27 protein-coding genes, 2 tRNA genes and 1 other RNA gene are annotated in these 25,478 nt (G+C 67.6%); 12 read left to right on the top strand and 18 right to left on the bottom strand.

Annotated elements, in window-relative coordinates:
* From cydX to ribD, 4 genes are all read left to right on the top strand, one after another.
* The gene (gene cydX / locus LY44_RS01520) at positions 1-111 is read left to right on the top strand and encodes a cytochrome bd-I oxidase subunit CydX (RefSeq protein ID WP_065118417.1); all 111 of its coding nucleotides are present in this window, start codon (positions 1-3) and stop codon (positions 109-111) included.
* A gap of 151 nt (positions 112-262) precedes the next feature.
* A complete protein-coding gene (locus LY44_RS01515; RefSeq protein WP_055212186.1) occupies positions 263-724 on the top strand; it encodes a hypothetical protein in 462 nt (153 codons plus the stop codon).
* 156 nt (positions 725-880) lie between these two features.
* Positions 881-1,348, top strand: coding sequence for a transcriptional regulator NrdR (gene nrdR, locus LY44_RS01510; RefSeq protein WP_013068778.1), 468 nt, complete (start codon positions 881-883; stop codon positions 1,346-1,348).
* On the top strand, positions 1,345-2,436 hold the full coding sequence (gene ribD, locus LY44_RS01505; RefSeq protein WP_055212188.1) for a bifunctional diaminohydroxyphosphoribosylaminopyrimidine deaminase/5-amino-6-(5-phosphoribosylamino)uracil reductase RibD: 1,092 nt from the start codon (positions 1,345-1,347) through the stop codon (positions 2,434-2,436). The genes nrdR and ribD overlap by 4 nt, the downstream gene beginning before the upstream one ends.
* Here the strand turns inward: ribD and LY44_RS01500 are convergent.
* From LY44_RS01500 to LY44_RS01490, 3 genes are all read right to left on the bottom strand, one after another.
* Positions 2,433-4,448, bottom strand: a complete 2,016-nt coding sequence (locus LY44_RS01500) for a capsular polysaccharide biosynthesis protein (RefSeq protein WP_055212189.1) — start codon at positions 4,446-4,448, stop codon at positions 2,433-2,435. The genes ribD and LY44_RS01500 overlap by 4 nt on opposite strands.
* Positions 4,448-5,584 (bottom strand): polysaccharide biosynthesis/export family protein, encoded by a 1,137-nt coding sequence (locus LY44_RS01495; protein ID WP_455566832.1) that lies wholly within the window; start codon positions 5,582-5,584, stop codon positions 4,448-4,450. The genes LY44_RS01500 and LY44_RS01495 overlap by 1 nt, the downstream gene beginning before the upstream one ends.
* Positions 5,585-5,657: 73 nt before the next feature.
* Positions 5,658-6,944: a capsule biosynthesis protein gene (locus LY44_RS01490; protein ID WP_055212191.1), complete on the bottom strand. Its 1,287-nt coding sequence runs from the start codon at positions 6,942-6,944 to the stop codon at positions 5,658-5,660.
* Between the two features lie 212 nt (positions 6,945-7,156).
* Between LY44_RS01490 and LY44_RS01485 the strand changes: the two genes are divergently transcribed.
* From LY44_RS01485 to LY44_RS01465, 5 genes are all read left to right on the top strand, one after another.
* On the top strand, positions 7,157-7,747 hold the full coding sequence (locus LY44_RS01485; protein ID WP_055212193.1) for a riboflavin synthase: 591 nt from the start codon (positions 7,157-7,159) through the stop codon (positions 7,745-7,747).
* Positions 7,744-8,877 (top strand): 3,4-dihydroxy-2-butanone-4-phosphate synthase, encoded by a 1,134-nt coding sequence (gene ribB / locus LY44_RS01480; RefSeq protein WP_055212195.1) that lies wholly within the window; start codon positions 7,744-7,746, stop codon positions 8,875-8,877. Before LY44_RS01485 ends, ribB begins: the two co-directional genes overlap by 4 nt.
* Before the next feature lies 1 nt (position 8,878).
* Positions 8,879-9,394 (top strand): 6,7-dimethyl-8-ribityllumazine synthase, encoded by a 516-nt coding sequence (locus tag LY44_RS01475; RefSeq protein ID WP_055212197.1) that lies wholly within the window; start codon positions 8,879-8,881, stop codon positions 9,392-9,394.
* Between the two features lie 25 nt (positions 9,395-9,419).
* The gene (nusB, locus tag LY44_RS01470) at positions 9,420-9,917 is read left to right on the top strand and encodes a transcription antitermination factor NusB (protein WP_055212199.1); all 498 of its coding nucleotides are present in this window, start codon (positions 9,420-9,422) and stop codon (positions 9,915-9,917) included.
* Between the two features lie 127 nt (positions 9,918-10,044).
* On the top strand, positions 10,045-10,398 hold the full coding sequence (locus LY44_RS01465) for a hypothetical protein (RefSeq protein ID WP_055212201.1): 354 nt from the start codon (positions 10,045-10,047) through the stop codon (positions 10,396-10,398).
* Positions 10,399-10,492: 94 nt separating this feature from the next.
* On the opposite strand, the gene ssrS is transcribed toward LY44_RS01465, so the two are convergent.
* Both ssrS and LY44_RS01460 read right to left on the bottom strand, forming a co-directional pair.
* A non-coding RNA gene (gene ssrS / locus LY44_RS18600) (6S RNA) lies at positions 10,493-10,650 on the bottom strand.
* Positions 10,651-10,694: 44 nt separating this feature from the next.
* Positions 10,695-11,042, bottom strand: coding sequence for a DUF6404 family protein (locus tag LY44_RS01460; protein WP_013068768.1), 348 nt, complete (start codon positions 11,040-11,042; stop codon positions 10,695-10,697).
* 97 nt (positions 11,043-11,139) lie between these two features.
* Here LY44_RS01460 and LY44_RS01455 point away from each other — a divergent pair, with 97 nt between their 5' ends.
* Positions 11,140-11,583, top strand: a complete 444-nt coding sequence (locus tag LY44_RS01455; protein ID WP_055212203.1) for an MmcB family DNA repair protein — start codon at positions 11,140-11,142, stop codon at positions 11,581-11,583.
* On the opposite strand, the gene LY44_RS01450 is transcribed toward LY44_RS01455, so the two are convergent.
* Positions 11,580-11,804 carry a DUF6324 family protein gene (locus tag LY44_RS01450; protein WP_055212492.1) on the bottom strand — a complete coding sequence of 75 codons (225 nt, stop codon included), beginning with the start codon at positions 11,802-11,804 and terminating at the stop codon, positions 11,580-11,582. The two genes, LY44_RS01455 and LY44_RS01450, sit on opposite strands and share 4 nt — an antisense overlap.
* A 119-nt stretch (positions 11,805-11,923) precedes the next feature.
* Between LY44_RS01450 and LY44_RS01445 the strand changes: the two genes are divergently transcribed.
* A tRNA-His gene (locus LY44_RS01445) sits at positions 11,924-12,000 on the top strand.
* Between the two features lie 82 nt (positions 12,001-12,082).
* Here the strand turns inward: LY44_RS01445 and LY44_RS01440 are convergent.
* The 10 genes from LY44_RS01440 to LY44_RS01395 form a co-directional block, all read right to left on the bottom strand.
* Complete coding sequence (locus LY44_RS01440) at positions 12,083-14,182, bottom strand: sensor histidine kinase (protein WP_055212494.1); 2,100 nt, start codon at positions 14,180-14,182, stop codon at positions 12,083-12,085.
* Between the two features lie 129 nt (positions 14,183-14,311).
* Positions 14,312-15,115 (bottom strand): iron uptake system protein EfeO, encoded by an 804-nt coding sequence (gene efeO / locus LY44_RS01435; protein ID WP_013068764.1) that lies wholly within the window; start codon positions 15,113-15,115, stop codon positions 14,312-14,314.
* A 15-nt stretch (positions 15,116-15,130) separates the two neighbouring features.
* Positions 15,131-16,429: an iron uptake transporter deferrochelatase/peroxidase subunit gene (gene efeB, locus LY44_RS01430; protein ID WP_055212205.1), complete on the bottom strand. Its 1,299-nt coding sequence runs from the start codon at positions 16,427-16,429 to the stop codon at positions 15,131-15,133.
* A gap of 1 nt (position 16,430) precedes the next feature.
* Positions 16,431-17,567 carry a cupredoxin domain-containing protein gene (locus LY44_RS01425; protein WP_055212207.1) on the bottom strand — a complete coding sequence of 379 codons (1,137 nt, stop codon included), beginning with the start codon at positions 17,565-17,567 and terminating at the stop codon, positions 16,431-16,433.
* A gap of 4 nt (positions 17,568-17,571) precedes the next feature.
* Positions 17,572-18,402, bottom strand: coding sequence for an iron uptake transporter permease EfeU (efeU, locus tag LY44_RS01420; protein WP_055212209.1), 831 nt, complete (start codon positions 18,400-18,402; stop codon positions 17,572-17,574).
* Between the two features lie 252 nt (positions 18,403-18,654).
* Positions 18,655-18,729 (bottom strand) — tRNA-Glu (locus LY44_RS01415).
* Between the two features lie 158 nt (positions 18,730-18,887).
* On the bottom strand, positions 18,888-20,630 hold the full coding sequence (gene recJ / locus LY44_RS01410) for a single-stranded-DNA-specific exonuclease RecJ (protein ID WP_055212211.1): 1,743 nt from the start codon (positions 20,628-20,630) through the stop codon (positions 18,888-18,890).
* Positions 20,631-20,823: 193 nt separating this feature from the next.
* On the bottom strand, positions 20,824-21,789 hold the full coding sequence (gene glpX, locus LY44_RS01405; RefSeq protein WP_055212213.1) for a class II fructose-bisphosphatase: 966 nt from the start codon (positions 21,787-21,789) through the stop codon (positions 20,824-20,826).
* Between the two features lie 162 nt (positions 21,790-21,951).
* Positions 21,952-23,250, bottom strand: a complete 1,299-nt coding sequence (locus tag LY44_RS01400) for a homoserine dehydrogenase (protein WP_055212215.1) — start codon at positions 23,248-23,250, stop codon at positions 21,952-21,954.
* 75 nt (positions 23,251-23,325) lie between these two features.
* Positions 23,326-23,523: a hypothetical protein gene (locus tag LY44_RS01395; protein ID WP_055212217.1), complete on the bottom strand. Its 198-nt coding sequence runs from the start codon at positions 23,521-23,523 to the stop codon at positions 23,326-23,328.
* A gap of 96 nt (positions 23,524-23,619) precedes the next feature.
* On the opposite strand from LY44_RS01395, the gene LY44_RS01390 reads away from it, so the two are divergent.
* Positions 23,620-24,207 (top strand): TetR family transcriptional regulator, encoded by a 588-nt coding sequence (locus LY44_RS01390; RefSeq protein WP_055212219.1) that lies wholly within the window; start codon positions 23,620-23,622, stop codon positions 24,205-24,207.
* Positions 24,208-24,223: 16 nt separating this feature from the next.
* Here the strand turns inward: LY44_RS01390 and LY44_RS01385 are convergent, their stop codons facing one another.
* Both LY44_RS01385 and LY44_RS01380 read right to left on the bottom strand, forming a co-directional pair.
* Complete coding sequence (locus LY44_RS01385; protein ID WP_055212221.1) at positions 24,224-24,910, bottom strand: TadE/TadG family type IV pilus assembly protein; 687 nt, start codon at positions 24,908-24,910, stop codon at positions 24,224-24,226.
* Positions 24,911-24,917: 7 nt separating this feature from the next.
* A complete protein-coding gene (locus tag LY44_RS01380) occupies positions 24,918-25,472 on the bottom strand; it encodes a TadE/TadG family type IV pilus assembly protein (RefSeq protein WP_055212222.1) in 555 nt (184 codons plus the stop codon).
* Positions 25,473-25,478: the final 6 nt, after the last annotated feature.

Below are 25,478 nucleotides of genomic sequence, written 5' to 3'. Positions count from 1 at the left end.
ATGTGGTATTTCGCCTGGCTTCTGGGTCTGCCGGTGGCGGTGATGTTCGGGGTGTTGAACGCGATGTGGTTCGAGATGCAGGAGGATCGCCGCCGCGACGGCGAGCTTTGAGAGCTTGATCCGAAGGGGCGGCGGGGGCAACCGCCGCCCCTGTCCTGAAAGGGGGAGGTATTTCGCCTCGGGCTTCGCCCGAGGCGACCCGCCGGGGGCTCCGCCCCCGGACCCCCGGCGTATTTGCACCAGGAAAAGCCATGCTGTCGCTGTGATCGACCTTGCCCCCGTCGTGCAGGCTGCTACCGTGGCGCAGGATTTTCTTGAGGTCGCCATGCCCTTTGCTTCGCTCCGCCCCGCCTGTCTGCTGGTGCTGCCGCTTGTTCTGAGTGCCTGTGTCGAGGGTCTGCCCGCCGATCCGAAGGCGCCGCGGATGTCGCAAAAGGGCACCTGTTTCACTTATGTCACGGCCGAGCCCGGCGGGCTTTTCGCGCTGGTGAGCGGCAAGGGCGATGGCACGCTGACGCCGCTGGGGCAGAAGTCGAAACCGATGTCGGCCGAGGCCGTCGATGCCGCCTTCGCGAAAGAGGTGCAGGTGCTGGGCATCATGCCCGAATGTCTGGCCGTCTACGCCCGGGACCGGTCCGCCGCGCAACCGGCCGCGCGGATGACCGCCCCGGCCCCGACTGCCCCGGCCCCGACTGCCCCGGCCCCGACCGCGCCGAAGGCCTGAGCCGGTCGCGGGCTGAGTCCGCGCCGCCACAGTTCCGGCCCCGGATCTGGTGGTGTGACATTTGCGCTACCCGATGTCTCGGCCTGCCCCTATAGTCCTGTGGATAACCGGGGCGACAGACCCCAAATGAGGCGGTAACATGAGAGGGGGGACGCCATGCGCTGCCCGTTTTGCGGCAATGTCGATACGCAAGTGAAGGACAGCCGTCCGGCCGAGGATCATGTGGCGATCCGGCGGCGGCGGTTCTGCCCGGCCTGCGGCGGTCGCTTCACCACCTATGAACGCGTGCAGCTGCGCGATCTGGTGGTGATCAAGACCTCGGGGCGGCGCGAGGATTTCGACCGCGACAAGCTGGAACGCTCGATCCGGATCGCGATGCAGAAACGCCCGATCGAGCCGGAGCGGATCGACCAGATGATCTCGGGGATCGTGCGGCGGCTGGAAAGTCTGGGCGAGACCGACATCCCCTCGCGCGCGATCGGCGAAATCGTGATGGAGACGCTGGCCCGGATCGACACCGTGGCCTATGTGCGGTTTGCCAGCGTTTACAAGAACTTCCAGGCGGCGGATGATTTCGACAAATTCGTGTCGGAGCTGCGCCCGCATCCTGGAGATGCCGAGTGAGCGAGGCCGACAGCCGCTTCCTGCGGCTGGCGCTGGCGCTGGCCGGACGCGGATTGGGCAATGTCTGGCCCAATCCCGCGGTGGGCTGCGTGATCGTTCAGGGTGGGCGCATCGTCGGGCGGGGCTGGACCCAGCCGGGCGGGCGGCCGCATGCCGAACGCCGGGCGCTGGATCAGGCCGGGGCGGCGGCGCGCGGGGCCACCGCCTATGTGACGCTGGAGCCCTGCGCGCATCATGGCAAGACCCCGCCCTGTGCGGCGGCGCTGATCGCGGCCGGGGTGGCGCGGGTGGTGTCGGCGCTGGAAGATCCTGATCCGCGGGTCTCGGGGCGCGGTCATGCGATGCTGCGCGCGGCGGGGATTGCGGTGGAAACCGGGGTGCTGGCGGCCGAGGCGCGGGCGGCGCAGGCAGGGTTTTTAAGCCGGATCGAGCGCGGGCGGCCTTGGCTCGCGCTGAAGCTGGGCGCCAGTTTCGATGGCCGGATCGCGCTTGCGAGCGGCGAAAGCCAGTGGATCACCGGGCCGCAGGCGCGCGCGCAGGTGCAGGTCTTGCGGGCGCGGTTCGATGCGGTTCTGGTCGGCGGCGGCACGGCGCGGGCGGATGATCCGCTCTTGACGGTGCGCGATTTCACGCCCTTGCGGGCGCCGGTGCGGGTGGTGGCGTCGCGACGGCTGGATCTGCCGCGCGGGCGGCTGGCGGGATCGGTCGGGCAGGCGCCGCTGTGGCTTTTGCACGGGGCCGAGGCGCCGGTCGAGGCGCGGACCTTCTGGGCCGGGCTCGGCGCCGAGTTGATCGAGGTTCCCGGGCGTGACGCGGGGCTTGATCCGGCGGCGCTGCTGGCGGCTTTGGCCGCGCGCGGTCTGACCCGGGTCTTTTGCGAAGGCGGCGGGCAGTTTGCGGCAAGCCTGATGGCGGCGGGTCTGGTTGATGAGCTGATCGGCTTCACCGCGGGCGTGGTGCTGGGCGGCGATGCGCGGCCGGGCATCGGCGATCTGGGTCTGACGCGGCTGGCCGAGGCGCCGCGCTATCGGCTGGACAGCCTGCAACCGGTCGGCCCCGATCTGCTGGCGCGCTGGCTGCGCGCCTAACGCCAGAGAAACGCGAAGCCCGAAAGCAGTCCCTGCAGTTTTGCAAGGCTCCGGTTCAGCGGCCCCGGGCGGGGCAGGGGGCCATGGGCGAGACGTTCCAGCACCACCTCGGGCGGGCAGGGGCGGCGGGTCACGGGGTCGAAATAGCGCGGATAGGCGATCAGTGCGGCATGGGCGAGCTGCGCAAGGCTCGGCCGGGCCTTGCGACGGTCGGGCACCGGGCCAAGGTCGCGGGTCAGCCCCCAACCGGCATAAAACGGCGCCCCGGTCACCGTGACCTTCTTGCCGTGCAGAAGCGCCTCGAACCCGAGAAGCGAGGTCATCGTCCAGACCTCGTCAACGGCCTCGATCAGCGTCACCGGGTTCGATTTGTGCAAGATCCTGTTGGCGAAGCGCAGGGCCTCGGCCTCGGGCACGGCGCCCGGACGCAGACCGGCCTCGACATCCGGGTGAGGTTTGAAAAGGATGATTGCTTCGGGGTTTGACTGCCGCACAAGGCTCAGCAAGGTCAGATTTGTGCAAGTCCTGCCCGCGCCAAGGCGGATCGAGGCGTCATCCTCCACCTGCCCGGGAACCAGGATGCGATGCCCCTCCGGCAGATCGGGGCTATCCCCGTCGAGATTGTATTTTGACACTTTGCCCCTGCGCAGCGCCGCGATCAGACGCTCGGCCCGGGCAAGTCCGCCGGGCGGCGGGGGGCCGGAAATCAGCTCTTCCAGATCCGAAGGCCGGGTCGGATCGAAGTAGATCCCCCGCGCATCGGTGACCAGCGACAAGGGCGGCACCAGATCGGCGCCGAGGCCCTTGGAGCGCAGGAACCCATCTTCAACCCGCAGCGCGGGGGCGGTGAAGCCCGCCGGTTCCTTGCCCGCCCAGATCAGCAGGCTGCGGCCGCTGGCCTGCGCCAGCGCCGCGGCGCGCTCGGGCGGATCGACGAAGCGCAGCGGCTTTTCGCGGCCGAAAAACTGCTGCACCGGGCGGCGTTTCCACAGCCGCATGCCGGTGGCGACATGGCCCGCCCGGTCGGCGCGGAAGGCGCGGACCTCGGCTTCCAGCTGATCGACCGCCTCCTCGAACCGGCAGAGCCGCCCGCGGCAGGGGTCGACCCAGGTCGGCGCCAGAATATGGCTGACGGCAAAGATCTGCGCGCGCGTCAGTCGCCTTTGCCGCCGGGCGACCGGAGTTTCATCCACACTCAGCCCCCAGCCCGCATAGAAGGGTTGGCCGAAAACGCGCGGCTTGTGACCGGCCAGGATCGCCTCGTAGCCCAGAAGCGACGACACGGTATAGACCGCGATGGCGCCCTCAAGCAGGGTCCAGGGCGCGACCGGATCGGTCAGAAGCGTGATCCGGGCGTTTTCATCTTCCGCGCCGTAATGGCCCGGGCGCAGGCCCGCCCGGGTCTCGGGATGGGTCTTGATCACGATCCGCGCGCCGGGGTTTTCGATCTGCGCCACGGCCAGCATTTCGCGGAAGGTGGCGGCACGCGCCCCGCCATGGGCGATCGCGGCATCGCCCCGGGTCTGGTCGATCACCAGCACATAGCCCGGCGCGGGCGGCGGCAGGGTTTCGTCGAAGTCATTGTATTTCGACAGGTTCAGCGCCTTCAACCGGGCGATGCCGTCGCGGGCGCGATCCAGAAGCGCGGTGTCGTCGAGAGGTTCCTTTGCCAGCAGACGCTCCAGCAACGAGGGCGTCGCGGCGTCGAAATGCACGCCGAAGGGATCAATGAACAGGCCAAGCGGGCCGCCCGCGCCCCGCGCCCGCCCCGGACGGACCGAGCGCAAGAAGGCGTCTTCGAGCCGCACGAGCCCGACCCCGCGCCGCGCCGCCACCGCCTCGCCGCGCGCGGAATGGGGCGAGCGGCCCCAGACCACGACGCGATCGCGGGGCCCGGGCAGGCCCGGATGCAGGCTGTAGCCCGCCGCGCGCAGCATCGCGCGCAGCTGCGGTTGCCACAGAAACCCGGCCGCATAGGGAAATAGCCGCCGGGTGTGGGCCGTTTCGGGCATCAGTTCCCGGAGGCGACGTTGTCGAGCGAATTTGCCGCCGTGGCCGATCCGGTCAGCGCCGAAAGCGACTTTTGCCACTGCACGAAGGGCGCTTCGGTGACATAGACGGTGTCGCCGTCGCGGATCACGAAATCGCGGGCCAGGAACATGCCGTTCGGCTCGGTCAGGTTGAGCACATAGACCATGCGCTGATCGCCGACGAGATCGTTGCGGCCCAGCACGACCCGGGCGATTTCTGCCGGTTCGTTGCGGAAGACGAAGACACCCTTCGGATCGGCGGTGCTGGACGAAAGCCCGCCCACGGTGGCGATGGCCTCGAGCGCCGAGAGCGTCTGGGTTTCGAACGGCACCCGGGCCTGCGCGCCGGTGGCGCCCAGCGAGGTGAAGGCGCGGGTGTCTTCCTCGACCAGGATCACGTCGCCCGATCGCAGCGCGATATCCATTTTCGGGTTCTTGTAAAGATCGGTCAGCCAGACCGTGCCCTGCTTGCCGCCGCGCTTGATGGTGATCTTGGTGATCTCGGGCTTGATCGTCACGCCGCCCGCCCGCGCGATCATCGACGAGAGCGTCCGCGTCGGCCGTTCGATCGCATAGACGCCCTGCCCGCCGACCGAGCCCATGACCGAGACGGTGGAGCCATCCCCCGCCGTGCGTGTGATCAGCACCTGCGGGTCGGGGGTCTGCGCGTCCAGCTTTTCGGTGATGATCTTGCGCAACGCATCGGGGGAATTGCCCGCCGCCTTGATCTTGCCGGCATAGGGGACGAAAATATAGCCCGCGCCATCGACCTGCACTTCGGTCAATTGCGTGGCCGTGGCGCCTTCCTGGGCCAGAAGCCCGTCATCGACGTTTTCCCAGATCGTCAGCTGCAATGTATCGCCGGGGTTGATCGTGTCCGACCCGACGACGCCTGCGGTCTGGAAGCTGGAGGAAAAGCCAAGCGCCGGTTGCACCGCGGTCGCCCGCGCCACATGGTCATCGACGGTGACGACAAAGGCATCGCCCCTGCGCATCACCGATCCGGCGAAGATTTCACGCTTGTTCGGGCCGGGCCGGGGCAGGCCACAGGAGGCAGTGCCAAGAAGCACCGCCGAGAGACCCAGCAACAGGGTCCTGCGGGGAAAAGTCACGCTCACTGCTCGGGCTCCTCTGGGGATTGCCTTGTTTTTCCGCCACGATAGCGATGCGGCGGCAAAATTTCCAGCGCGATCACGTCACCACGCGCAACTGTTGCCTTGGCGCCGCTTTGCCCGCGCTCAGCGCGTCATAGGGATCTTCGGGCGAGAGCATCAGGTCGACCACCTGCCGCAGCAGGATGCGGCGGCCGCGCGCCGAATAGAAGCCGCCCGGAATTTGCGACGTCTCGAGCAGGTAGTGGCGATAGGCGCGATAGGCCCGCGTATCCGGTCTTTGCGGGCTGGCAAAGAAGTCGGGCAGCGGCTGGGTCGAGACGAATTCCGGCTTGTCGAAGACGGCGCGGCCAAAGGCCTTGAGCGGCAGCCCGCGCCAGAGCACCTGCTGCGCCGCGGTCGAATTCACCGTGACGGCCGAGCGCGCCTGCGCCAGAAGTTCCGCCAGCTTGCCGCCGCGGATGAAATGCACCCGGCCCGCCAGCCCGTGCCGGGCGGTGGCGGCGGTGATCGTCTGCGCGATCGGCGCGCGGCCGTCTTCCAGCGGATGCGCCTTGAAGACGAGGTGATGATGCCGGGGCGCCCCCGCGGCGAAACCGGTCATCACCAGATCGATGAACTCGGTCTGGCTGGCGAAGGGCGAATGCATCCGGAACGAGGCGTCATGTTCCAGCTGCAACAGCACCAGATGGATCGGATGGCCCGAGCGCCGCACCCGCCGCGTCGCCAGCATCCGTTCCAGCGCCTGCACAGGCATCAGCAGCAACCGGCGCAGGTAAAGCCGGAATTCGTCAAAGACCGGGACGCCCCGGTGCGGGGTGAAATTGCGATAGCGCCGGTTCTGCACCATGACGAGGAAATGATAAAGCGCGCCATAGAACACATGCTGACGCATGTCGCCCCAGCGCGGCGGGGCCTCGGGGAAGTCGATCTTGCTTTGCGCCAGCGCGGCGCGCATCTGCGCGACCGAGAGCGTCATCAGCCGGGAATGGCCATTGGCGCCGCCGCGTTCATAGGTGACCCAATAGGGCCGCAGATAGCCTTCCTCGAAGACATGCACGGTGACGCCCGCGGCCCGCGCGGCGGCGATTGCCTGGGCGTGCACCGGCCGCGTGTCGCCGTAAAGCACCAGATCGGTGACGGATTTTTCCGCCAGCAGCGTTTCGATCCGCGTGGGCCAGAGGGCCGGGGGGGCGTCAAAGCGGATGTAGCTGGCCGGATCGGCCCAGAACGCCTCGTCGCCGCGGTTGAAGCCTGCCCGCCAGACCTCGGCTCCGGCGGCGCGCAGCATCGCGCCGAGCTGGCGAAAGAACGGCCCGTGCGGACCTTGCAGCAGAAGGAAGGTGCGGGGGCGAGGGCTGGTCATCGGGCTCACGGTGAAAACGCCTCCTTTTGGCCCCTCGCTTGCAGGGTGTCACGACAAATTGCGTGCCGCCCCGGCGTTTTGGCGGCAAAACCGCGGCACCGCGACGGCGGGCCGCATTTTCGCGCCGCGGCTGTGCACCCAAGCGTCGGGAGCAAGCCTTGCGTGCCGGGCCCGTGCAAGCTAGGCAGGAAGAAATCACGGTAGGGAAAGCCATGTTCACCGGAATCGTCACCGATCTGGGCGAGATCGTCGCCCTTGAAAACACCGGCGATCTGCGCGCGCGGATCCGTTGCGGCTATGACATGGGCTCGGTCGAGATCGGCGCCTCGATCGCCCATGCGGGGGTCTGCCTGACCGTCATTGCGACCGGCGCCGACTGGTATGACGTGCAGATCTCGGCCGAGACGGTTTCGAAGACCAATCTGGGTGGCTGGACGGTGGGCAGCCGGATCAACCTCGAACGCGCGCTGAAGGTGGGCGACGAGCTCGGTGGCCATATCGTTTCCGGCCATGTCGATGGCGTGGCGGAAATCACCGCGCTGCGCGACGAGGGCGAAAGCACCCGCTTCAGCTTTCGCGCCCCCGAGGCTTTGGCGAAATACATCGCGCCCAAGGGCTCGGTCGCGCTGGACGGTGCGTCACTGACGGTGAACGAGGTGGACGGCAGCACCTTCGGCATCAATATCATTCCCCATACCAAGGCGGTGACCACCTTCGGCACCGCCCGGGTGGGCGACAAGGTCAATCTGGAAATAGACACGCTGGCCCGTTACGTGGCCCGGCTGACGGAGTGGAAGGCATGACGAACCCGGTGGACAAAGCTGGCAATCACGAAACCCCGGGCCCGGTGGAGCAAAGCTACCGCGATGCGATGTCCTCGATCGAGGAGATCATCGAGGATGCCCGCAACGGCAAGATGTTCATTCTGGTCGATCACGAGGACCGCGAGAACGAGGGCGATCTGATCATTCCGGCGCAGATGGCGACGCCGAATGCGATCAACTTCATGGCGATGCATGGCCGGGGCCTTGTTTGCCTCGCGCTGACCGCCGAGCGGATCGAGGCGCTGGGGCTGCCCTTGATGGCATCGAGCAATTCCAGCCGCCACGAGACCGCCTTTACCGTGTCGATCGAGGCGCGCGAGGGGATCTCGACCGGGATTTCGGCGCATGACCGCGCCCGCACCGTGGCCGTGGCGATCGACCCGAGCAAGGGCCGTCAGGACATCGCGACGCCGGGGCATCTGTTCCCGCTGCGCGCCCGCGACGGCGGCGTGCTGGTCCGCGCCGGGCATACCGAAGCGGCGGTCGATATCTCGCGTCTGGCCGGGCTGAACCCCTCGGGCGTGATCTGCGAGGTGATGAACGAAGACGGCACGATGGCGCGTCTGCCCGATCTGATCGCCTTCGCGCAGCGCCACGGGCTGAAGATCGGCACGATTTCCGACCTGATCGCCTATCGCCGCCGCTATGACCATCTGGTGCGCGAAACCGCGCAACGCGCCGTGCAGTCGGAATTCGGCGGCGACTGGTCGATGCGGATCTTTGCCGACCAGACCGAAGGCGCCGAGCATATCGTGCTGACCAAGGGCGACATTTCCGGCCCCGGGCCGGTGCTGGTGCGGATGCATGCGCTCGATCCGCTGTCGGATGTGCTGGGGCTGCGTCCGGGCAAGAGCAACGATCTGGGCCGCGCGATGGAGGCGATCGCCGCCGAGGGCCGTGGCGTCGTCGTGCTGTTGCGCGAAACCTCGGCCAAGATGCCGATGCCGGGCGAGGCCTCGCCGCAGACGCTGCGCCAATATGGGCTTGGCGCGCAGATTCTGCTGGCGCTGGGGATCAGCCATCTGAAACTGCTGACGAATTCGCCGAAACCCAAGGTCGTCGGCATCGAGGGCTATGGGCTTTCGATCGACGAAACCCGGGGGTATTGAGATGGCGGCGAACGAAAACCACTATACGCTGCCGCTGCCTGTCTTTGACAAGCCGGTGAAGCTTTTGATCGTCGTCGCGCCCTATTACCGCGACATCGCCGATTGGATGATCGCGGGGGCGCGGGCGGTGGCGGCCAAGGCGGGCGCCGAGGTCGAGATCGTCGAAGTGCCCGGCGCGCTCGAGGTGCCCACCGCCATCGGCATGGCCGAGCGGCTGGGCGACTACGACGGCTATGTGGCGCTGGGCTGCGTGATCCGCGGCGAAACCACGCATTACGACACGGTCTGCAATGACAGCTCGCGCGGGCTGATGATGCTGGGCCTGCAGGGGCTTTGCATCGGCAATGGCATCCTGACGGTGGAAAACCGGGCGCAGGCCGAGGCCCGGGCGAAGCCCGAAGATCAGGACAAGGGCGGCGGGGCGGCGGCTGCGGCCTTGCATCTGATCGCGCTCTCGCGCAAATGGGCCACCCGGACGCAGGGAATCGGCTTCCGCCCCAAGGGCGAAACCGTCTGACCGGGCCACCGAAGGATCGCATATCATGACCGAGACCACCCCCGAGACGCCCCGCAAGCCGAGCCCGGAAGAAAAACGCCGGATGCGCTCGGCCGCCCGGCTTTATGCCGTGCAGGCGCTGTTCCAGATGGAAGCGGCGGGGCAGGGGGTGGATCGCGTCGCCCGTGAATTCGAAAGCTTCCGCTTCGGCATGGTCAACGACGAGGGCGAGGAACTGGCCGAGGGCGATTACGACCTGTTCCGCCGTCTTCTGGACGATGCGGTGATGTGGCAGGCGAAGATCGACCAGACCACCGACCGCGCGCTGGTCGCCGCCTGGCCGATCGAGCGCATCGACCCGGTCCTGCGCGCGCTGTTCCGCGCTGCGGGGGCCGAAATGGTCAATCCGGCGACGCCGATCAAGGTGGTGATCAACGAATTCGTCGAGGTCGCCCGCGCCTTCTTCCCCGAGGGGAAAGAGACGAAATTCGTCAATGCCGTGCTCGATCACATGGCCCGCGAAGTCCGCCCCGAGGCATTCTGACCGAGTCGCGGCGCCCGCAAGCGCCGCTTCACCAATATTTTGTGACGGAACTGCGGCAAAACGGCAAATTTGCGGTTTGAATTCCGCCAGACTGCGCTAGAATGATTCCAACGACGGAGGAATCGTCATGCCGGAACTCGTTCGTCTTTACATCCGCAACGTCATCATCGGGGCCGGGCTCTCGGCCGTGTTCGTTGCGTTGCTTCTGGGCTTCGATGTCGCGCATCTGCGGCATCTGATCCTTGGCTCCGACATCGGCTACATCGCCGTGGCGCTTTTGTTCACCTTCAATACGGTGGTGTTTTCGGCCGTGCAGTTCGGCATCGCCGTGATGAACATGGCCGAAGACGATCTGCCCCCCGGCGGCGGCAAGCGCGATGCGATCCTGCGCGATGACATGGCGGCCGGGCTGATCGCGATTCCGGTGCCCGTGCGCGCCGAAAGCCGCGCCCGCCGCCAGCTGGGCCGCAACCCGCGCTGAGGTTCCCTGGCGACAGTTTCGCGAAGACCTCCGGAAGACGAAAATCCCCCTGCCGCAAGGCGGGGGGTTTTCCGTTTCCGGCTGTCGTGAGGTGGCGGAAACCGCAGCGACCGTTGGGGCGAAATTTCCCGAGAGCCTGACAAGTCAGGTGGGTGCCAGATACAGAGGCCAGGGCCAAAGCAGAGCCAGCTCCCTCGGAAATAGTTATCGGCCACTGGAAAAAGGCCCCGTTCACGCGAAGAGCAGTAACCGCCAAGTCGCAAGATAGGGGCGCCGCGCCGCCGCGGCAAGGGCGGTTACAGATCTTCCCAGCGGCTCAGCTTCACCGATTGCCAGCGCCGCAGTTCATAGCCGAGCATCAGCATCGAAAACAGCGCCACCGTCATCACCGTCGAGACCACCGCCTCGCCCGGCTCGATCGGCCGGTCTTTCCAGCGCAGGAAGAAATTCGCCGTGGTCCAGATGAAGGCATAGGGGATCGCATAGGCGCTCATCCGCACGCCGAGCGGCAGATAGGGCCAGGGCCGCGCCTCACCGCCGAAAAGCCGCATCACCCGGTCCTGGATCGGATGCGGCAAGCCCCGCAATCCGAGCGCTTCGAGTTCGGCCCGAGCGGCAGCGAGGCGGCGTTGGTAGTCTTCCATGGTGCAACCTTTGATGGTTTTGCGGTGCATGTTTGCCACGCGGAACGGGCGCGTCAACCCTCTCGACGGGTGTTCATGCTTCGTTCATAGCTTGCGCATGGCAAACGATCTCTCTCCCGGTCAGCTTCTGGCGCGCGGCGTGTGCCGCTGCCTGATGGATCACGGCTTCGCCTGTCTGCCCGAGGTCGTGCCCCGTCCGGGTCTGCGGGTAGACGTGATGGCGCTGGGCCGCAAGGGCGAAATCTGGGTGGTCGAGTGCAAGTCCTCGCGCGCCGATTTTACCTCGGACCGGAAATGGCAGGGCTATCTGGACTATGCCGACCGGTTTTTCTGGGCGGTGGACACCGATTTCCCGGTCGAGATCCTGCCCGAAGGGACGGGGCTGATTCTGGCCGACCGCTTCGGTGCCGAGATCCTGCGCCTGGCGCCCGAGACGAGGCTGGCCGCGCCGCGGCGCAAGCTGGTGCTGCAGGGATTCGCCCGCACTGCCGCGCTGCGGCTGGCGGGGCGGGCGGATTCCGGGCTGGCGTTTCAGGCCTAGCGCTTGCCCCGGGGCTTGCCGCCCTTCGCGGCGCCCTCGGTGATCGACCGCGCCATCTCGGCCGCATCGATCAATTCGCGGGCGATTTCCTCGGCCTCTTCGGGGTCAAAATCGAAGGGCAGCTCGAACCCCTCGCCCGAGACGAAGATTCGCACCATCCCCTGATCGGTGGGGCCGATCTGCAGATCGCCGGCCATGTCGTTTTCGTCGTTGATGCCCATCGGAGCCTCCATTTTGCCCGTGCCTAGCCAAACTGCGACGGCGGAGCAAGCGGCACCGCGCAAAGAGCGCGTTTCCCCCCTTGCATTCCCCCGCGCCGCCCGCTAAATGCCCCCTCAGTGCCGCCTTAGCTCAGTTGGTTAGAGCGCTGGATTGTGGATCCAGAGGTCCCCCGTTCGAGCCGGGGAGGCGGTACCACTCCCCGAAAAGAGAATGACACGATCGGCGCAGGATCTGCGGTTTTCTTTTGCCGATGTCTTCCGGGACGTCGCGCCGTGCGTCACTGCGGGCGGCACGGGATGCGCAGGGTGAAGGTGCTGCCCGCGCCCGCCGTGCTGTCGAAATCAAGGCCGCAGCCCGAGATCTCGGCGAAGCGCTTCGCAATGGCAAGGCCGATGCCAGCGCCGCTGATCGTGCTGTTTTCATGGCCAAGCCGGTGGAAGGCCTTGAACACGCTGTCGCGATGCTCGGCGCCGATACCGACGCCGGTGTCGATGATCCGCAACGGCAGGAAGCCCGCCGCCTCGGGGGCGACCTGCAGCGTCACCCGGCCGCCGGGCAGGTTGTATTTCACCGCATTCGACAAAAGCTCGTCGAGGATGCGGCGCAGGATCTTCGCATCGCCCCGCAGCGGCGGCAGCGGGCCCTCGGGCCAGACCAGATCCAGCGTGATCGCCCGTTTCTCTGCCTCGGTGCGGTGGCTTTCCAGTGCCTCTTCCAGCAGCGGCCGCAGCGCCAGCGGTTCATTGCTCAACGCCAGATCCTGACGCTCGATCCGGCTCAGATCCAGCACCACATCGACCAGCCGCACCAGATCCCAGCCCGCCGCGGTGATCGCCCGCAGCTGATCGAGCCGCGCCCCCTCCAGCCGCTCGCCCTCGTAGCCTTCGAGCAGATCGGCATAGCCGATGATCGCATTGAGCGGCGTGCGCAGCTCGTGGCTCATCGCCGACAGGAAATTCGCCTTGGCCCGATTCGCGGCATCGATCTTGTCGCCCATCCGCACCAGATGCTCGCCCACCTTCTGCAGTTCCTCGATCGCCGAGGGTGGGGCGGGGGGCAGGGTGCCGCCGTCCGAAATCACCGCCATCCGGCGTTCGAGATCGCCCAGCGGCTCGGCCACCCGGGCGCTCATCGCGGCGGAGCGGCGCCACAGGAAAGCGAAGAACCCGGCGTAAAAGACCAGAAGGATGCCGACCATCCCCTTGGAGACGAAGGCCAATTGGCTGCGCAGATCGCTGGAGGCGGCCAGCACGCTGTCTTCGCTTGCGAGCACGAGCAGCGACCAGTCCGGCCCCGCGACCTGCGCCCAGGAGGCGATCATCGGCCGCCCCAGATCGATGCGCCGCACGCCCTCGGGGGCGGCGCGCATCGCCCCGGCCAATTCGGTCAGCATCGGCTTTTGCAAGATGTTGAATTCCGCGGGCTTGAACCTGTCCTTCAGGATCGCCTCCTCGTAGCTGTGCGCCAGAAGCTCGCTCAGCCCCAGATCGGCCTCACCCTTTGGCGGCAGGGCCAGAATCGTGCCCTCGCGGCCGACAAGCACGGCATAGCCGTCGCCCGGGATGCGGATGTCCAGCACGCGCTGCACGATGGTGCCGATGGTGACATCGATCCCCACCACGCCTTCGAGCCGCGCGGGGCTGTAGACCGGCGCGATCGAGGAGACCATCCAGCCGCCGCCCGCCGGATCGACATAGGCGTCGGTCCAGACCGGCTCGCGCTCCGGGTCATGGGCGGCATCGGCCTCGTAATAGAAATTATAGCTCGGGATATCCATCTTCGGCGGATAGATCTTCAGCACGTCGAACCACGGATAGATCCGGTTCAGGCTGTCATGGGTGTTCAGATAAAGCTGCGCGATCAAGGGGTCGCTGGCCTTGATCGAGCGCATCAGCGGATCAAGCCGCACCGTGCGCCAGACCTTGTCCCGTTCCGCCTCGCCCACCGGCACGATGCCGGAATAGAAGACGGCCGAGCCGCCGGTGTCGCGCAGGCTGTGAAAGGCGCCGTCCGGGCTGAGCGCGTGATTGTCCTTTTCCGCCTGCGAGACGAGGGCCGGGGTCTGCAGGGCGCGGCCGGTTTCCGCGGCATAGATCCGGGTCATCGCGGTGATCGCGTCCAGCCGATGCGCGATGACATTCGCCTCGCGCAGGGCGGCGTCGCGGACGGAATCGGTGGAAATCCGGGTGATCGCGGCGGCGGAGCGGTCATAGACCACCTGGCTTGTGGCCCAGTAGATCGCGACGAAGCCGAATTCGATCAGCAGCAGCGGGATCAGCGCGGCCTTGACATAAGACCGCCAGAGCCAGGCCTTGAGCGGCACCGCCCCCGCGGCCGGGCCTTTCCGGTCCGCCTTTCGTGCTGTCCTCTGGGCCATCGCGGGCATCCCGGTTCGGTCGATTCGTCCCGTTATAGCCCGATCTGTTTCCGATTCCCTGAACAGCCTTCCCCTGCGTCGCAATGAGGCCCCCCGGACCGGGCCGGGGGGCGCCTTGCCGGGGCGGTCTCAGCTCAGGCCGAGCCGGGCGCGCAGGGTGGACAGGTCCTCGGCCAGCGTGTTGACCAGCGCCGAGAGCCGCTTGCGATCCTCGTCGGTCAGCTTCTCATAGCTAACGAAGCCTTCGCCCTCGCGGTATTTGTCGAGCGTTTCGTAGACCTTGGCGAAATTGCCCTCGACCGAGGCGACGAAATCGCGGTCCTCGACCATCGGGCCGAAGAGATCGACGATCTTCTTCGCGCCGTCGAAATTGCCCTGAAAATCCCACAGGTCGGTGCGGGAATAACGGTCTTCCTCGCCCGAGATCTTCGTCGCCGCGACCTCGTCCATCAGCACCGAGGCGCCGCCCACCACCACCGCGGGCGGGAAGGTCAGCCCGTCGATGCGCTTGGCCAGTTCCGTCACATCGGCCTCGAGCTTGTCGGCAACAGCGGTGACGTGATCGGTCTTGCCCTCGACCCAAAGCGCGTATTCGAGCCGGTGAAAGCCGGTAAAGGCCGGATCGGCCTCGGCTTTTTCGTAGTCATCGGCACGGGCGTCGATCGGCGCGTCCAGATCGGCGAAAAGCTCGGCCACCGGCTCGATCTTTTCATAGGACAGCCGCGTCGGCGCAAACAGCGCCTTGGCCTTGTCGATCTCGCCCGCCTTCACCGCGGCGACGAAAGCCTGGGTGTCGGTCACCAGAGCTTCGGTGTTTTCCGACACGTAAAGCTTGTATTCGGCAATCGGCGCCACAAGGTCGAGCGTCGCATCGGCGGCGGCAAGGGGGGTGGCCAGCACGGCCAAAGTGGCGGCAAGGGACAGCATCTTCATCGGGTTCGTCCTTTCTCAGGTCTTCTGCGGGGCGTGGCCGATGGCGTCGATCAGCTGACGGCCGAGGTAATCGTCGGGCCCGGGGCCAAAGCCCGGCAGGGCGAAGAAATAGCCTCCGCCCACGGGTTTGATATATTCTTCAAGGGGTTCGCCATTCAGCCGGGTCTGCGCGGCGAGGAAACCGTCGGTCAGGCTGGCCTGCCAGGCGATGAAGAGAAGCCCCTGATCCAGCTGGCCCGATTTCGTCACCCCGTTCGAATAGTTGAACGGACGGCGCAGCATCAGATGCCGCTCGCCCGCGTCGCGGGGGTTCGCCAGCCGGATATGGCTGTCGAGCGGCGTGGCGGCGCCCTCGGGATCGGCGGCGTAATCGGGCACGTCCGCCTCGGTGCCGTCGCGCTTGTCAAGCGGCGCCCCGGTGATCCGGGTGCGCCCGAAGATGCGTTCCTGTTCCGCCAGCGGCGTGCGGTCCCAGCGTTCGACGAAATTGCGGATCAGCCGCACCGCCATGTAGCTGCCGTCTTTCGCCCAGGCCGGTTCGGCGGCATCATGCACCCAAAGGACGCGCTCCATCAGCGCCGCATCGGCGCTGTCGGGATTGGCCGAGCCGTCGCGGAAGCCGAGGAAATTGCGCGCACTTTCCACCACGCCCGGGGCTTGCGGCGCAATGACGGGCACGTTGCCCTCCTGTTTCCAGCGCAGCACCAGCTGGTCGGGCAGGTTCTTGATCAGATCGCGCAGCGCATGGATGATGGTTTCCTGCGTGTTCGCGCAGATCTGGATCGCAAGGTCGCCATGGCACAGATCGGGGTTGAGCGCGTCATTCGGAAAGCCGGTCATCCGGGTCAGCTGCGCCGGACGCAGCGGGCCAAGCCAGGGATGGGCGTCAAAAAGCGAGGCCCCCAGCGCCAGTGTCACCGTCAGCGCATCGGGGCGCAGCTCCGGGCCAAGGATGCCGCTATCGGCGGGCGGCAGGGCGGGGTCCAGCTCGGGCACCGTGCCGCCGCTGGTCAGAAAGGCGATGCGGTCGGTCAGGCGGCGGAACAGCCGTTCCAGATCGGCGGGGGTGTCGACGATCACGTCGAAGGCGGCCACCAGACCCCAGGCCGGTCGGGGCGTGACGATGCCCGCCTGAAACCGGCCCTGCGGCGCGATGCGGTCAGAGGCCGAGCTGGCGCCCGCCTGCGGCGCGGCGGTCAGCGCCGGGGCCTGCGGCGCGGTCTCGGCCCGGGCCAGACCGAGGCTGAACGGGCAGGCGGCAAGGCCGAGGCCAAGCCCGCCCAGAACGGCACGGCGAGAGGGAGAAGGGCTCATCTCAGGGCTCCAGTCCAAGGGTGGGATTGATCCCGGCCAGGGCCTCGGCGGCGGCGGTCAGCGCCGCGGCGGTGGCCTTGCGATCCTGCGGAACCGCGCTTGCCGCGGCATGGGCGGCGGCAAGCCGGTCCTTGACCCGGGCCGATTGCGCCGGATCGGCGGCCGCGAGCAGCGGGTCGAGCACGGCGCGGGCGCGCTCGAGCGTGTCCAGCGCGGCCCCCAAAGGCACGGTGTCGTCGGCCGCATAGGGCGTCAGGGTCCCGGCGGCGGTCGCATCGGCCAGGCTGCGGGCATAACGGGCGGCATCGGCGGCGATGCCCGCGGGCGTGCCGTCGAAGGCCTTGACGCGGCTTTGAAATTCCGTCGCATCCCGGCTCAGCGCCGCGGCCACCGGGGCAAGGCCCGCAACCGAGGAACGGGCGAAAAGCCCGTATTCGATCCGGGACAGGCCGGTGAAGGCCGGGTCCTCCTCGCGCGCGGCCAGCCAGGCGGCCTGCGGGGCGATGCGGTTTTGCAGATCGGCCGCCTGCGGGGCGACGGTTCCCAGGCTGGCCCAGTCCGCCGCGGCCCGCATCCAGGCGGTCTTCGCCGCCGCCAGATCGCCCGCCGCGATCGCCTGTTCCAAAGCCTGCGTGGCGCGGGCGAATTTCCCCGCCGCCTTCATCAGCTGCACCTTGCGTTCGGAGAGCGGGCCGATCAGCTCGCGCAGCGGCGGCGCGGCGGTTTCCGCGGCGCTTTCGGCGGTGGCCAGCACCGTCAGCTTGCCGCGCGGGTTCGACAGCAGCCCGCAGGTGATGTCATAGACGCCGGGTTTCAGCCGTTCGCTCAGCACCGAGGAAAAGCCGGGGGCGATGTTCTCGCGCTCGGCCACCACCATGACGCCATTCAGGATTTCCCATTCCACCGGCCGGTCCGAGGCATTGCGGATCAGGAAGCGGGTCGGACCCGCGGGCACCTCGATCGCCATCGGTTCGCAGGCGGTGGCGGTGACGGTCACCGGCACGGCGCCCGCGGTCTGCGGCTGGTTCCGCGCCGAGGCGAGCCAGAACAGCGCGACGCCGCCAAGAACAAGCAGGGCGCCGGTGCCCAGAAGCAGCGGCAGGAGGCGCCCGGACGGCGCGGAGACAGGGGGGGTCATCGGATCAGGCCTTTTGCGGAAGAGGAGCGGGCGCGGGGCGCAGGAACAGCGGCAGGGTCACGGCGAGGAACGCCGCCCAGAGGCCGACTTCGCCCAGCGTCGGGCTGTCGTGATAGCCGAAGAGCGCCGAAAGCACGGTGCCCGGGATCGAGGCATTGGGCAGGGTCCGGCTCAGATCCCAGGCGGGGGTCTGCAGCGCATTCCAGAGCCCGGCCTCGTGCAGGCTGCGCAGCGCCCCCGAGAGCAGCCCCGCGGCGACGAACAGGATGAAGAGGCCGGAGAGCCGGAAGAACCGGCGCAGATCCAGCCGCATGCCGCCGGAATAGATCCCGAAGCCGAGCGCCACCGCGATCGCGATGCCCGCCAGCGCCGAGAGGGGGGCGGCGGGGCCCGGGCTTTGCTGGAAGATCGCCAGCAGGAAAAAGACCGACTCGAGGCCCTCGCGGGCGACGGCAAAGAAGGACATCGCGATCAGCGCCCAGACCGTGCCCTGACCGGGGGACGTGTCAAAGGCGGCGTCGACGCCGCTTTCGAGCGTCGCGCGGATCGAGCGGGCGGCGGCGCGCATCCAGAACACCATCCAGACCAGCACGGCGACCGCGATCAGCGCCACCGCCGCCTCGAAGCCTTCTTGCGTCTTTTGCGGGAAGCCTGCCTGCAGGAATTGCAGCGCCGCGCCGACGAAAAGCGACAGGGCGATGGCAAAGAGCACGCCGACCCAGATCGCCCCGATCCAGGCGCTCCGCCCGGTGCGGCGCAAATAGGCGGCGATGATGACGACGACAAGGGCAGCTTCGAGCCCTTCGCGCAACATGATCAGAAGCGGGGCAAGCATGGTCTCTCATATCCTTATTTATTTTGTCGGATATGCGGGGCGATAAAAATAGTCAAGATACATCTTTTGCGCCCATCGCTGCGGCGATCGGGGTCAGGGCAGGAGGCATCCTGTCGCCGGGTCGGATGGGGGCGTTTTGCGCCGCCGATACGCTTGCTTCGCGGCCGGGTCCGAGATCGTCGAAATCCGGACGCAGACGGCTGACCTTGCTTCGGGGAAGCAAGTCATCACGGTCATGTTTGGGGGCAGATTTGGCAGTCCGTAGGGGAGTCGAACCCCTCTTCCCAGGTTGAAAACCTGGTGTCCTAACCGATAGACGAACGGACCACCTTTTCGCTTTGTCAGCTGTGCTGCGCGGCGTGAGCGGTGTTTAGGCCAGGCGCCGGTGACTCGCAAGAGGGATTTTGCAGTTTTTCCAAACTTTCTTCGTCCTCCTCGAAAAAACGTCAAAAAGAACAGGAAAACAGGGGGTTGAAGCAGCAGGGTCAGGCCCGCGCTGCATCGTCAAGGCGCAGTTGCACCTTGGACCGGCCGCCCCAGCTGTCCAGTTCGAGCTTGCCCGCCAGATGAAACCGGCCCGCCCCTCCGGCCGAGAGCGCCGGGCCAAGCGGGCCGTCGAAGGCGCCAAAGGCGATGGCGTCGAGCTTCGCCCCCAGCCCGTCGCCGAAGCTGAGCCGCAGGTGGCTTTCGCCGATCCGCCGGGCGTTCAGGATCGCCACCGAGGCAAAGGCGAAGCGCGGCGAGGGCGCCGCCTGACCATAGGGACCGGCGCGGTCAAGATCCTCGATCAGCGCGGGCGTCGCGGCGCCGGGCATCAACAGACCGTCCAGCCGCAGATCGGCCGGGCCGCCCGTGCCCGCGCCCTGCCGGGCGAGCAGTTCGGCAAGCCGCGCCATCGCGGGCTCCAGCTGCGCCTCGGCCACGGTCAGACCCGCGGCCATGCGGTGCCCGCCGCCCTTGATCAAAAGCCCCTCGGCCGCGACGCGCTGCACCGCGGCGCCAAGATCGACGCCCGCGACCGAGCGCGCCGAGCCCTTGCCGATCCCGCCGTCAAGCCCGATCACCACGGCGGGGCGGTTCGTCGCCTCCTTCAGCCGCGCGGCGACGATGCCGACGACGCCCGGATGCCAGCCCGCGCCCGCGGCCCAGACAAGCGGACCGTCCAGCCCGCGGGCCTCGGCCTGGGCCAGCGCCGCATCGCGGACGCGATTCTCGATCTCGCGCCGTTCGGTGTTCAGCCGGTCGAGCCGCTCGGCCAGCGCGGCCGCCTCGGCGGCGCTGTCGGTCGCAAGCAGGCGCGCGCCCAGATCGGCGGCGCCGATGCGTCCGCCCGCATTGACCCGCGGCCCCAGAAGAAAGCCCAGATGATAGGCGGTGGGCGCCTTGTCGAGACGGGCGACGTCGGAGAGCGCCACCAGCCCCGGCCGCTCGCGCCGGGCCATGACCTTGAGGCCCTGCCGCACCAGCGCCCGGTTCACGCCCAAGAGCGGCGCCACATCGGCCACCGTCGCCAGCGCCACCAGATCAAGCATCGCCATCAGATCGGGGCCCTTGACGCCCTCGGCGCGCAGCTGCCGGTTCGCCTCCACCAGCATCAGGAACACCACCGAGGCGGCACAAAGATGCCCCAGATCGCCGGTCTCGTCCTGCCGGTTCGGGTTCACGCAGGCGGCCGCGGCGGGCAGGGTCTCGCCACCCAGATGGTGGTCAAGGATGACGACATCGGCCGGCGCGGCGGCGGCGACGGGCTCATGGCTGAGCGTGCCGCAGTCGACGCAGACGATCAGCCCGTGCTCGCGGCCAAGCGCCTGCATCGCGGGGACGTTCGGGCCATAGCCCTCGTCGATGCGGTCGGGAATATAAAGCGTGGCGGTCTGGTTGAAGGCGCGCAGCCAGCAGATCAGCAGCGCCGCCGAGGCGCCGCCATCAACGTCGTAATCGGCGAAGATCGCGATCTTCTCGCGGCGCTTCACCGCCCGCAAAAACCGCGCCGCGGCCTTTTCCATGTCCTTCAGCCGCTGCGGATCGGGCAGCAGATCGCGCAGGGTCGGTTCCAGAAACCCCGCCGCCTCCTCGGGCGTCACGCCGCGGGCGACCAGAACCCGGGCAAGCGGCAAGGGCAGACGGGTCGCTTGCGCCATCGCCTCGGCCAGTCGGTCGGCTTCCAGGCTGGGGCCGACCCAGCGCCGCCCGGTCAGCGACGTATCGACATCGAGAAAACTGCTCATGGCGCAGCTCTAGCGAAAAACGGGAACGCCCGCCAGTGGCGGGCGGACGGGGGCGCCGCCCCCTCTTTGCCTGACGGCAAATTCACCCCCGGGATATTTCGGCCAAGGTGAAACGGATCCGGTTTTCCTTGGCAAAATACGCGCGGGGGGTGCGGGGGGCGGCAGCCCCCCGTGACGTTCGCGTGACCGCGCCTCAGCGGATCGGGTTGCGATAGATCACCCGGCGCACCGAGCCGGTTTTCGAGCGCATCAGGATCGTTTCGGTCTCGATGAATTTCGGGTTGCGCTTGACGCCATGCAGGATCGAGCCGTTGGTCACGCCGGTCGCGGCGAAGATCACGTCGGCGCGGACCATGTCGTCGCGGGCATAGACCTTGTCGAGATCGGTGATCCCGGCCTTTTTCGCCCGGCCGCGTTCGTCGTCGTTGCGGAACAAGAGCTTGCCCCACATCTGCCCGCCCATGCATTTGAGCGCCGAGGCCGCCAGAACGCCTTCCGGCGCGCCGCCCGAGCCCATGTAGATGTCGATGCCGGTCACGTCGGGTTCGGCGCAGTGGATGATGCCGGCCACGTCGCCATCGGTGATCAGCCGGATCGAGGCGCCCGTCGCGCGGACCTCGGCGATCAGCTCTTCGTGGCGCGGACGTTCCAGGATGCAGCAGGTGATGTCATGCGCCGCGCAGCCCTTGGCCTTGGCCAGGGCGTGGATGCGCTCGGACGGCGTCATGTCGAGGCTGACCACGTCCTTTTCGAACCCCGGCCCGATCGCCAGCTTTTCCATGTAGACATCGGGCGCGTGCAGAAGCGTGCCGCGCGGCGCCATCGCGATCACGGTGAGCGCGTTCGGCATGTCTTTCGCGGTCAGCGTCGTGCCTTCGAGCGGGTCGAGCGCGATATCCACCGCCGGGCCTTCGCCGGTGCCGACTTCCTCGCCGATGTAAAGCATCGGCGCCTCGTCGCGCTCGCCCTCGCCGATCACCACGACGCCGCGGATGTCGAGGATGTTGAGCTGCTCGCGCATCGCGTTAACGGCGGCCTGGTCGGCGGCCTTTTCATCGCCGTGGCCGATCAGCCGGGCCGAGGCATGGGCGGCGGCTTCCGACACGCGCGCAAGGCCGAGCGACAGCAGGCGATCATTGAAATCGGTGGGGGTGGTCATGGCATGTCCTGTGCTTTTGGGTTGGCACAGCTAGGCCAGAGACGCGCCGCCTTGACAAGTCTGACAGCGCTAACGATCTGAAACTGCGTTCAATCTGTCGAGAGCGGCGGCGGATCCCCGCCCGGTCCGGTGCGCAGATGCACCGGACCGGGGCGGGTCCGGTCAGACTTCTTCGATCCGAAGCGCCACCGGATCGCCCAGCACGACGCCGGTGGCGGGCAGGGCCGCAATCGCCAGGTCGATCGCATCGCGGGTGGTCTTGTGGGTCACGATCAGAACCGGGGCCGAGGTGTCCTCGTGGCCGTATTGGCGCATGCGGGAAATCGAGACGCCCGCCTCGCCCAGCACGGCGGCGACCTTGGCCAGCGCGCCGGGCTTGTCCATCAGCTCGAGGCGCAGGTAATAGGGGGCGGGGGCCGAAACCGCGGCCGGGATCGGATCGGCAAGGCTCGCCGCCGGTTGCCCGAAGGTCGGCAGGCGCAGCCCGCGCGCAAGATCCAGCACGTCGCCCATCACCGCCGAAGCCGTCGGGCCTTCGCCCGCCCCCGCGCCGCGCAAGACGATCTGGCCGACCGAGTCGCCCTCGATCACCACCATGTTGGTGCCGCCCTGCAACTGCCCCAAGGGCGAGGCCGCGGGCACGAGGCAGGGCATCATCCGCTGTTCCAGCCCCCGGCCGGTCATCTGCGCCACGCCTAAAAGCTTGATCTTGTAGCCCATGTCACCGGCGCGGCGGATGTCGTCGATCGAGATGCAGCCGATGCCTTCCAGCACGACATTGGCAAAGCTGACTTTCGTGCCGAAGGCGATGGCGGCGAGGATCGAGAGCTTGTGGCCCGCGTCGATGCCGCCCACATCCAGCTGCGGGTCGGCTTCCAGATAGCCCAGCTGCCGGGCTTCCTCGAACACCGTGTCATAGGGCAGGCCCGCGGTTTCCATCCGCGTCAGGATGTAGTTGCAGGTGCCGTTCATCACCCCCATCACCCGGCGGATCTGATTGCCCGCCAGCCCCTCGGTCAGCGCCTTGATTACCGGAATGCCGCCCGCGACGGCGGCCTCATAGCGGATCACCCGGCCCAGACCCTCGGCGAGTTCGGCCAAAGCCTGACCGTGATGCGCCAAAAGCGCCTTGTTCGCGGTGACGACATCCTTGCCCGCCTTCAGCGCGGCCTCGGTCGCGTCGCGGGCCGCGCCTTCGTGGCCGCCCATCACCTCGACCAGCACATCGACATCGTCGCGCAAGGCCAGCGCCACCGGGTCGGTTTCCCAGGCGTAGCCCGACAGATCCGCATCGCGGTTCTTCGTGCGGTCGCGGGCGGAAACGGCGGTGATCTCCACCGGGCGGCCGGAGCGCGCCGCCAGAAGATCGGCGTGACGCTGCACGATCTTCACCACGCCAATGCCGACGGTGCCAAGCCCCGCGATGCCAAGGCGAAGCGGTCGAGCGGCGGCGGCGGTCATGGGAACCTCATGCAGTTGGCGATCAGATGCGCCCTGTTAGCCTTTCGCGGCGCGCAAAGCAACGCGCGGCTTGCGTCACGGGGTCTCGGCGCGCAGGGCCTCGGCGCGGGCGCGCAGGGCTTCGGCCCGGGCCTCGAGCCCCGGCGCGGGCGAGGGCGAGAGCGGTTCCTCGACCAGAAGCGTCTCGGCGGGGACCAGTTTCGGGAAATCCGTCCCGGGCGCGGCCGAACAGGCGGCAAGGGCAAGCGGCAGGATCAGGGCAGGGCGCAGCATGGGGGCTCCGGGTGATGTCGCGCCAGCATAAGGAGCCCGGCCCCGCGCCGCCAGAGCCGGTTTGATATTGAACGCGCGTTCAGATAGCCTGCGACCATGGCACGCAAGACAGGGTCTCATTCGGAAATCACCGGGCCGCGCATCCGCGCCGAGGCGAGCCGCCTTTTCGCCCGGCACGGCTTTGCCGCGGTCTCGATGCGGCAGATCGCGGCGGCGGTCGGGGTGCAGGCGGGGGCGCTTTATCTTTACACCCCCGACAAGGAGGCGCTGCTTTTCGATCTGCTCAAGACGCATATGGACGAGCTTCTGGCCGCCTGGGCCGGGGTGCCGCGCGGGCCGGGGGCGCTGGCGGCGCTGGAGAGCTTCGTGCGCTTTCACATCCGCCACAACCTGCCCCGGGCCGAGGCGGTGTTCCTGAGCTACATGGAATTGCGCAATCTCTCGGAGGGGAATTTCGCCGTCATCGAGGCGCTGCGCCGCGCCTATGAGACCGAGCTGGAGACGATCTTGCGGGCCGGTCAGGCCGAGGGGGTCTTTGCCCTGCCCGACACGAAACTGGCGGCGATGGCGATCATCGCGATGCTGACCGGGGTCAATACCTGGTACCGCGAGGGCGGGCGGCTGAGCCGCGAGGGGATCGAGACGATCTATTGGGACATGGTGCGCAAGGCGGTCGGCGCCTGAGCGTCGGGGCCCCGGATCAGCTGGCGTCGCTCCAGGTGTTGCGCACCCCGCGCGAGCGGGTGATGATGAAATTCGAGAACCGGAGCTGCTCGGACAGGCCCTGGCTGGTCCAGGTCTGGCCGCCGTCCAGCGTCAGGGACTTCTGGCCGATGTCGAAGATCGGGTTGTAGCTGAGCGAGGTTTCCAGAATCACCGCGTAATCCCCCTCGGACATCAGCGGGATCCGGTCTTTCTCGGCATTGATCGTGGTTGCCGTATGCACCGGGGTCGCGCCCGTGGCCCAGGATTTCTCGATCGCGAATTTGTAGGTGCTGCCGTCGCAATCGATCGTGGTATCGGCCTTGCCGTCGCTCGGGCAGTAGATGATCGAGACCCGCATCCAGCTGCGGCTGGCATCGCTGTTCAGCATGAAATCGAACATCCGCTTCGCCCCCGCCATATAGCTGGGGCCGATCGGTGTTTCCTCCCGCGAGATCATGTCGGCGACGGTGTAGCTGGCCTTCAAGGTCTGCGCCTTGGCGCGGAAGGCGTCGAAGAACTGAAAGGCGATGACATACCAGCCAAGGATGAGCAAGGCGCCCATCACCCCCTCGATCGGGATCGAGCCGCGTTCGTCGCGCAGAAGCCGGCGCAGACGGCGCATCAGCCAGGCCGCGCCGCCGCGCTCTGCCCCCGGTCGTTCTGGACTGCGGACTGCGGTCATCGGGGCCCTACTGCGGTTCGTTGACAAAGGCGGTGGTGGTGATCAGCGCATAATCCCCGCCGATATCATGGGTCAGCGCCTGAGACAGCGGGTTGAGCGTCTCCATCGGCGAGACGCGCAGGCAGGCGCGCAGGATCATCAGCTGACCCGAGACGCCGGGCTGAATGACCGGCTTGTTGGTCTCGGTGATCGAATCGGCGCACAGCACGCTTCGGCCGTTGAGATCCGAGCTCCAGGTGGCGCGGTCGACCTGAAACACCTCGACGGTCAGATCCTGCATGCAATCGGGCAGGAAGGCGATGTTGCCGCAGATCGAGCGCTTGAGCTGGTCGTGGCTCGGCATCGCGGCCACGCCCAGCCGCAGGATCCGCGTGGTCAGATCGACGCCGCGATCGAGCAGGGTTTGCCGGATCCCCAGAATGCACATCTCGACCGAGGCCACCATCATCATCACGAAGAACGGCATCCAGAACACCGCCGGGATCGAGGCCGCGCCCTCTTCGGAGCGCAGCAGATGTCCGAGCCACGGGACAGATCGCAAGGTGACGCGCAGCCGTTTCATCGCGGG

It is taken from the genome of Rhodobacter capsulatus, assembly GCF_003254295.1.
In the GTDB taxonomy this organism is placed as follows: Bacteria; Pseudomonadota; Alphaproteobacteria; order Rhodobacterales; family Rhodobacteraceae; genus Rhodobacter; species Rhodobacter capsulatus.
The sequence above is the reverse complement of the archived record's forward strand: the minus strand, read 5'-3'. Positions and strand labels throughout refer to the sequence as shown.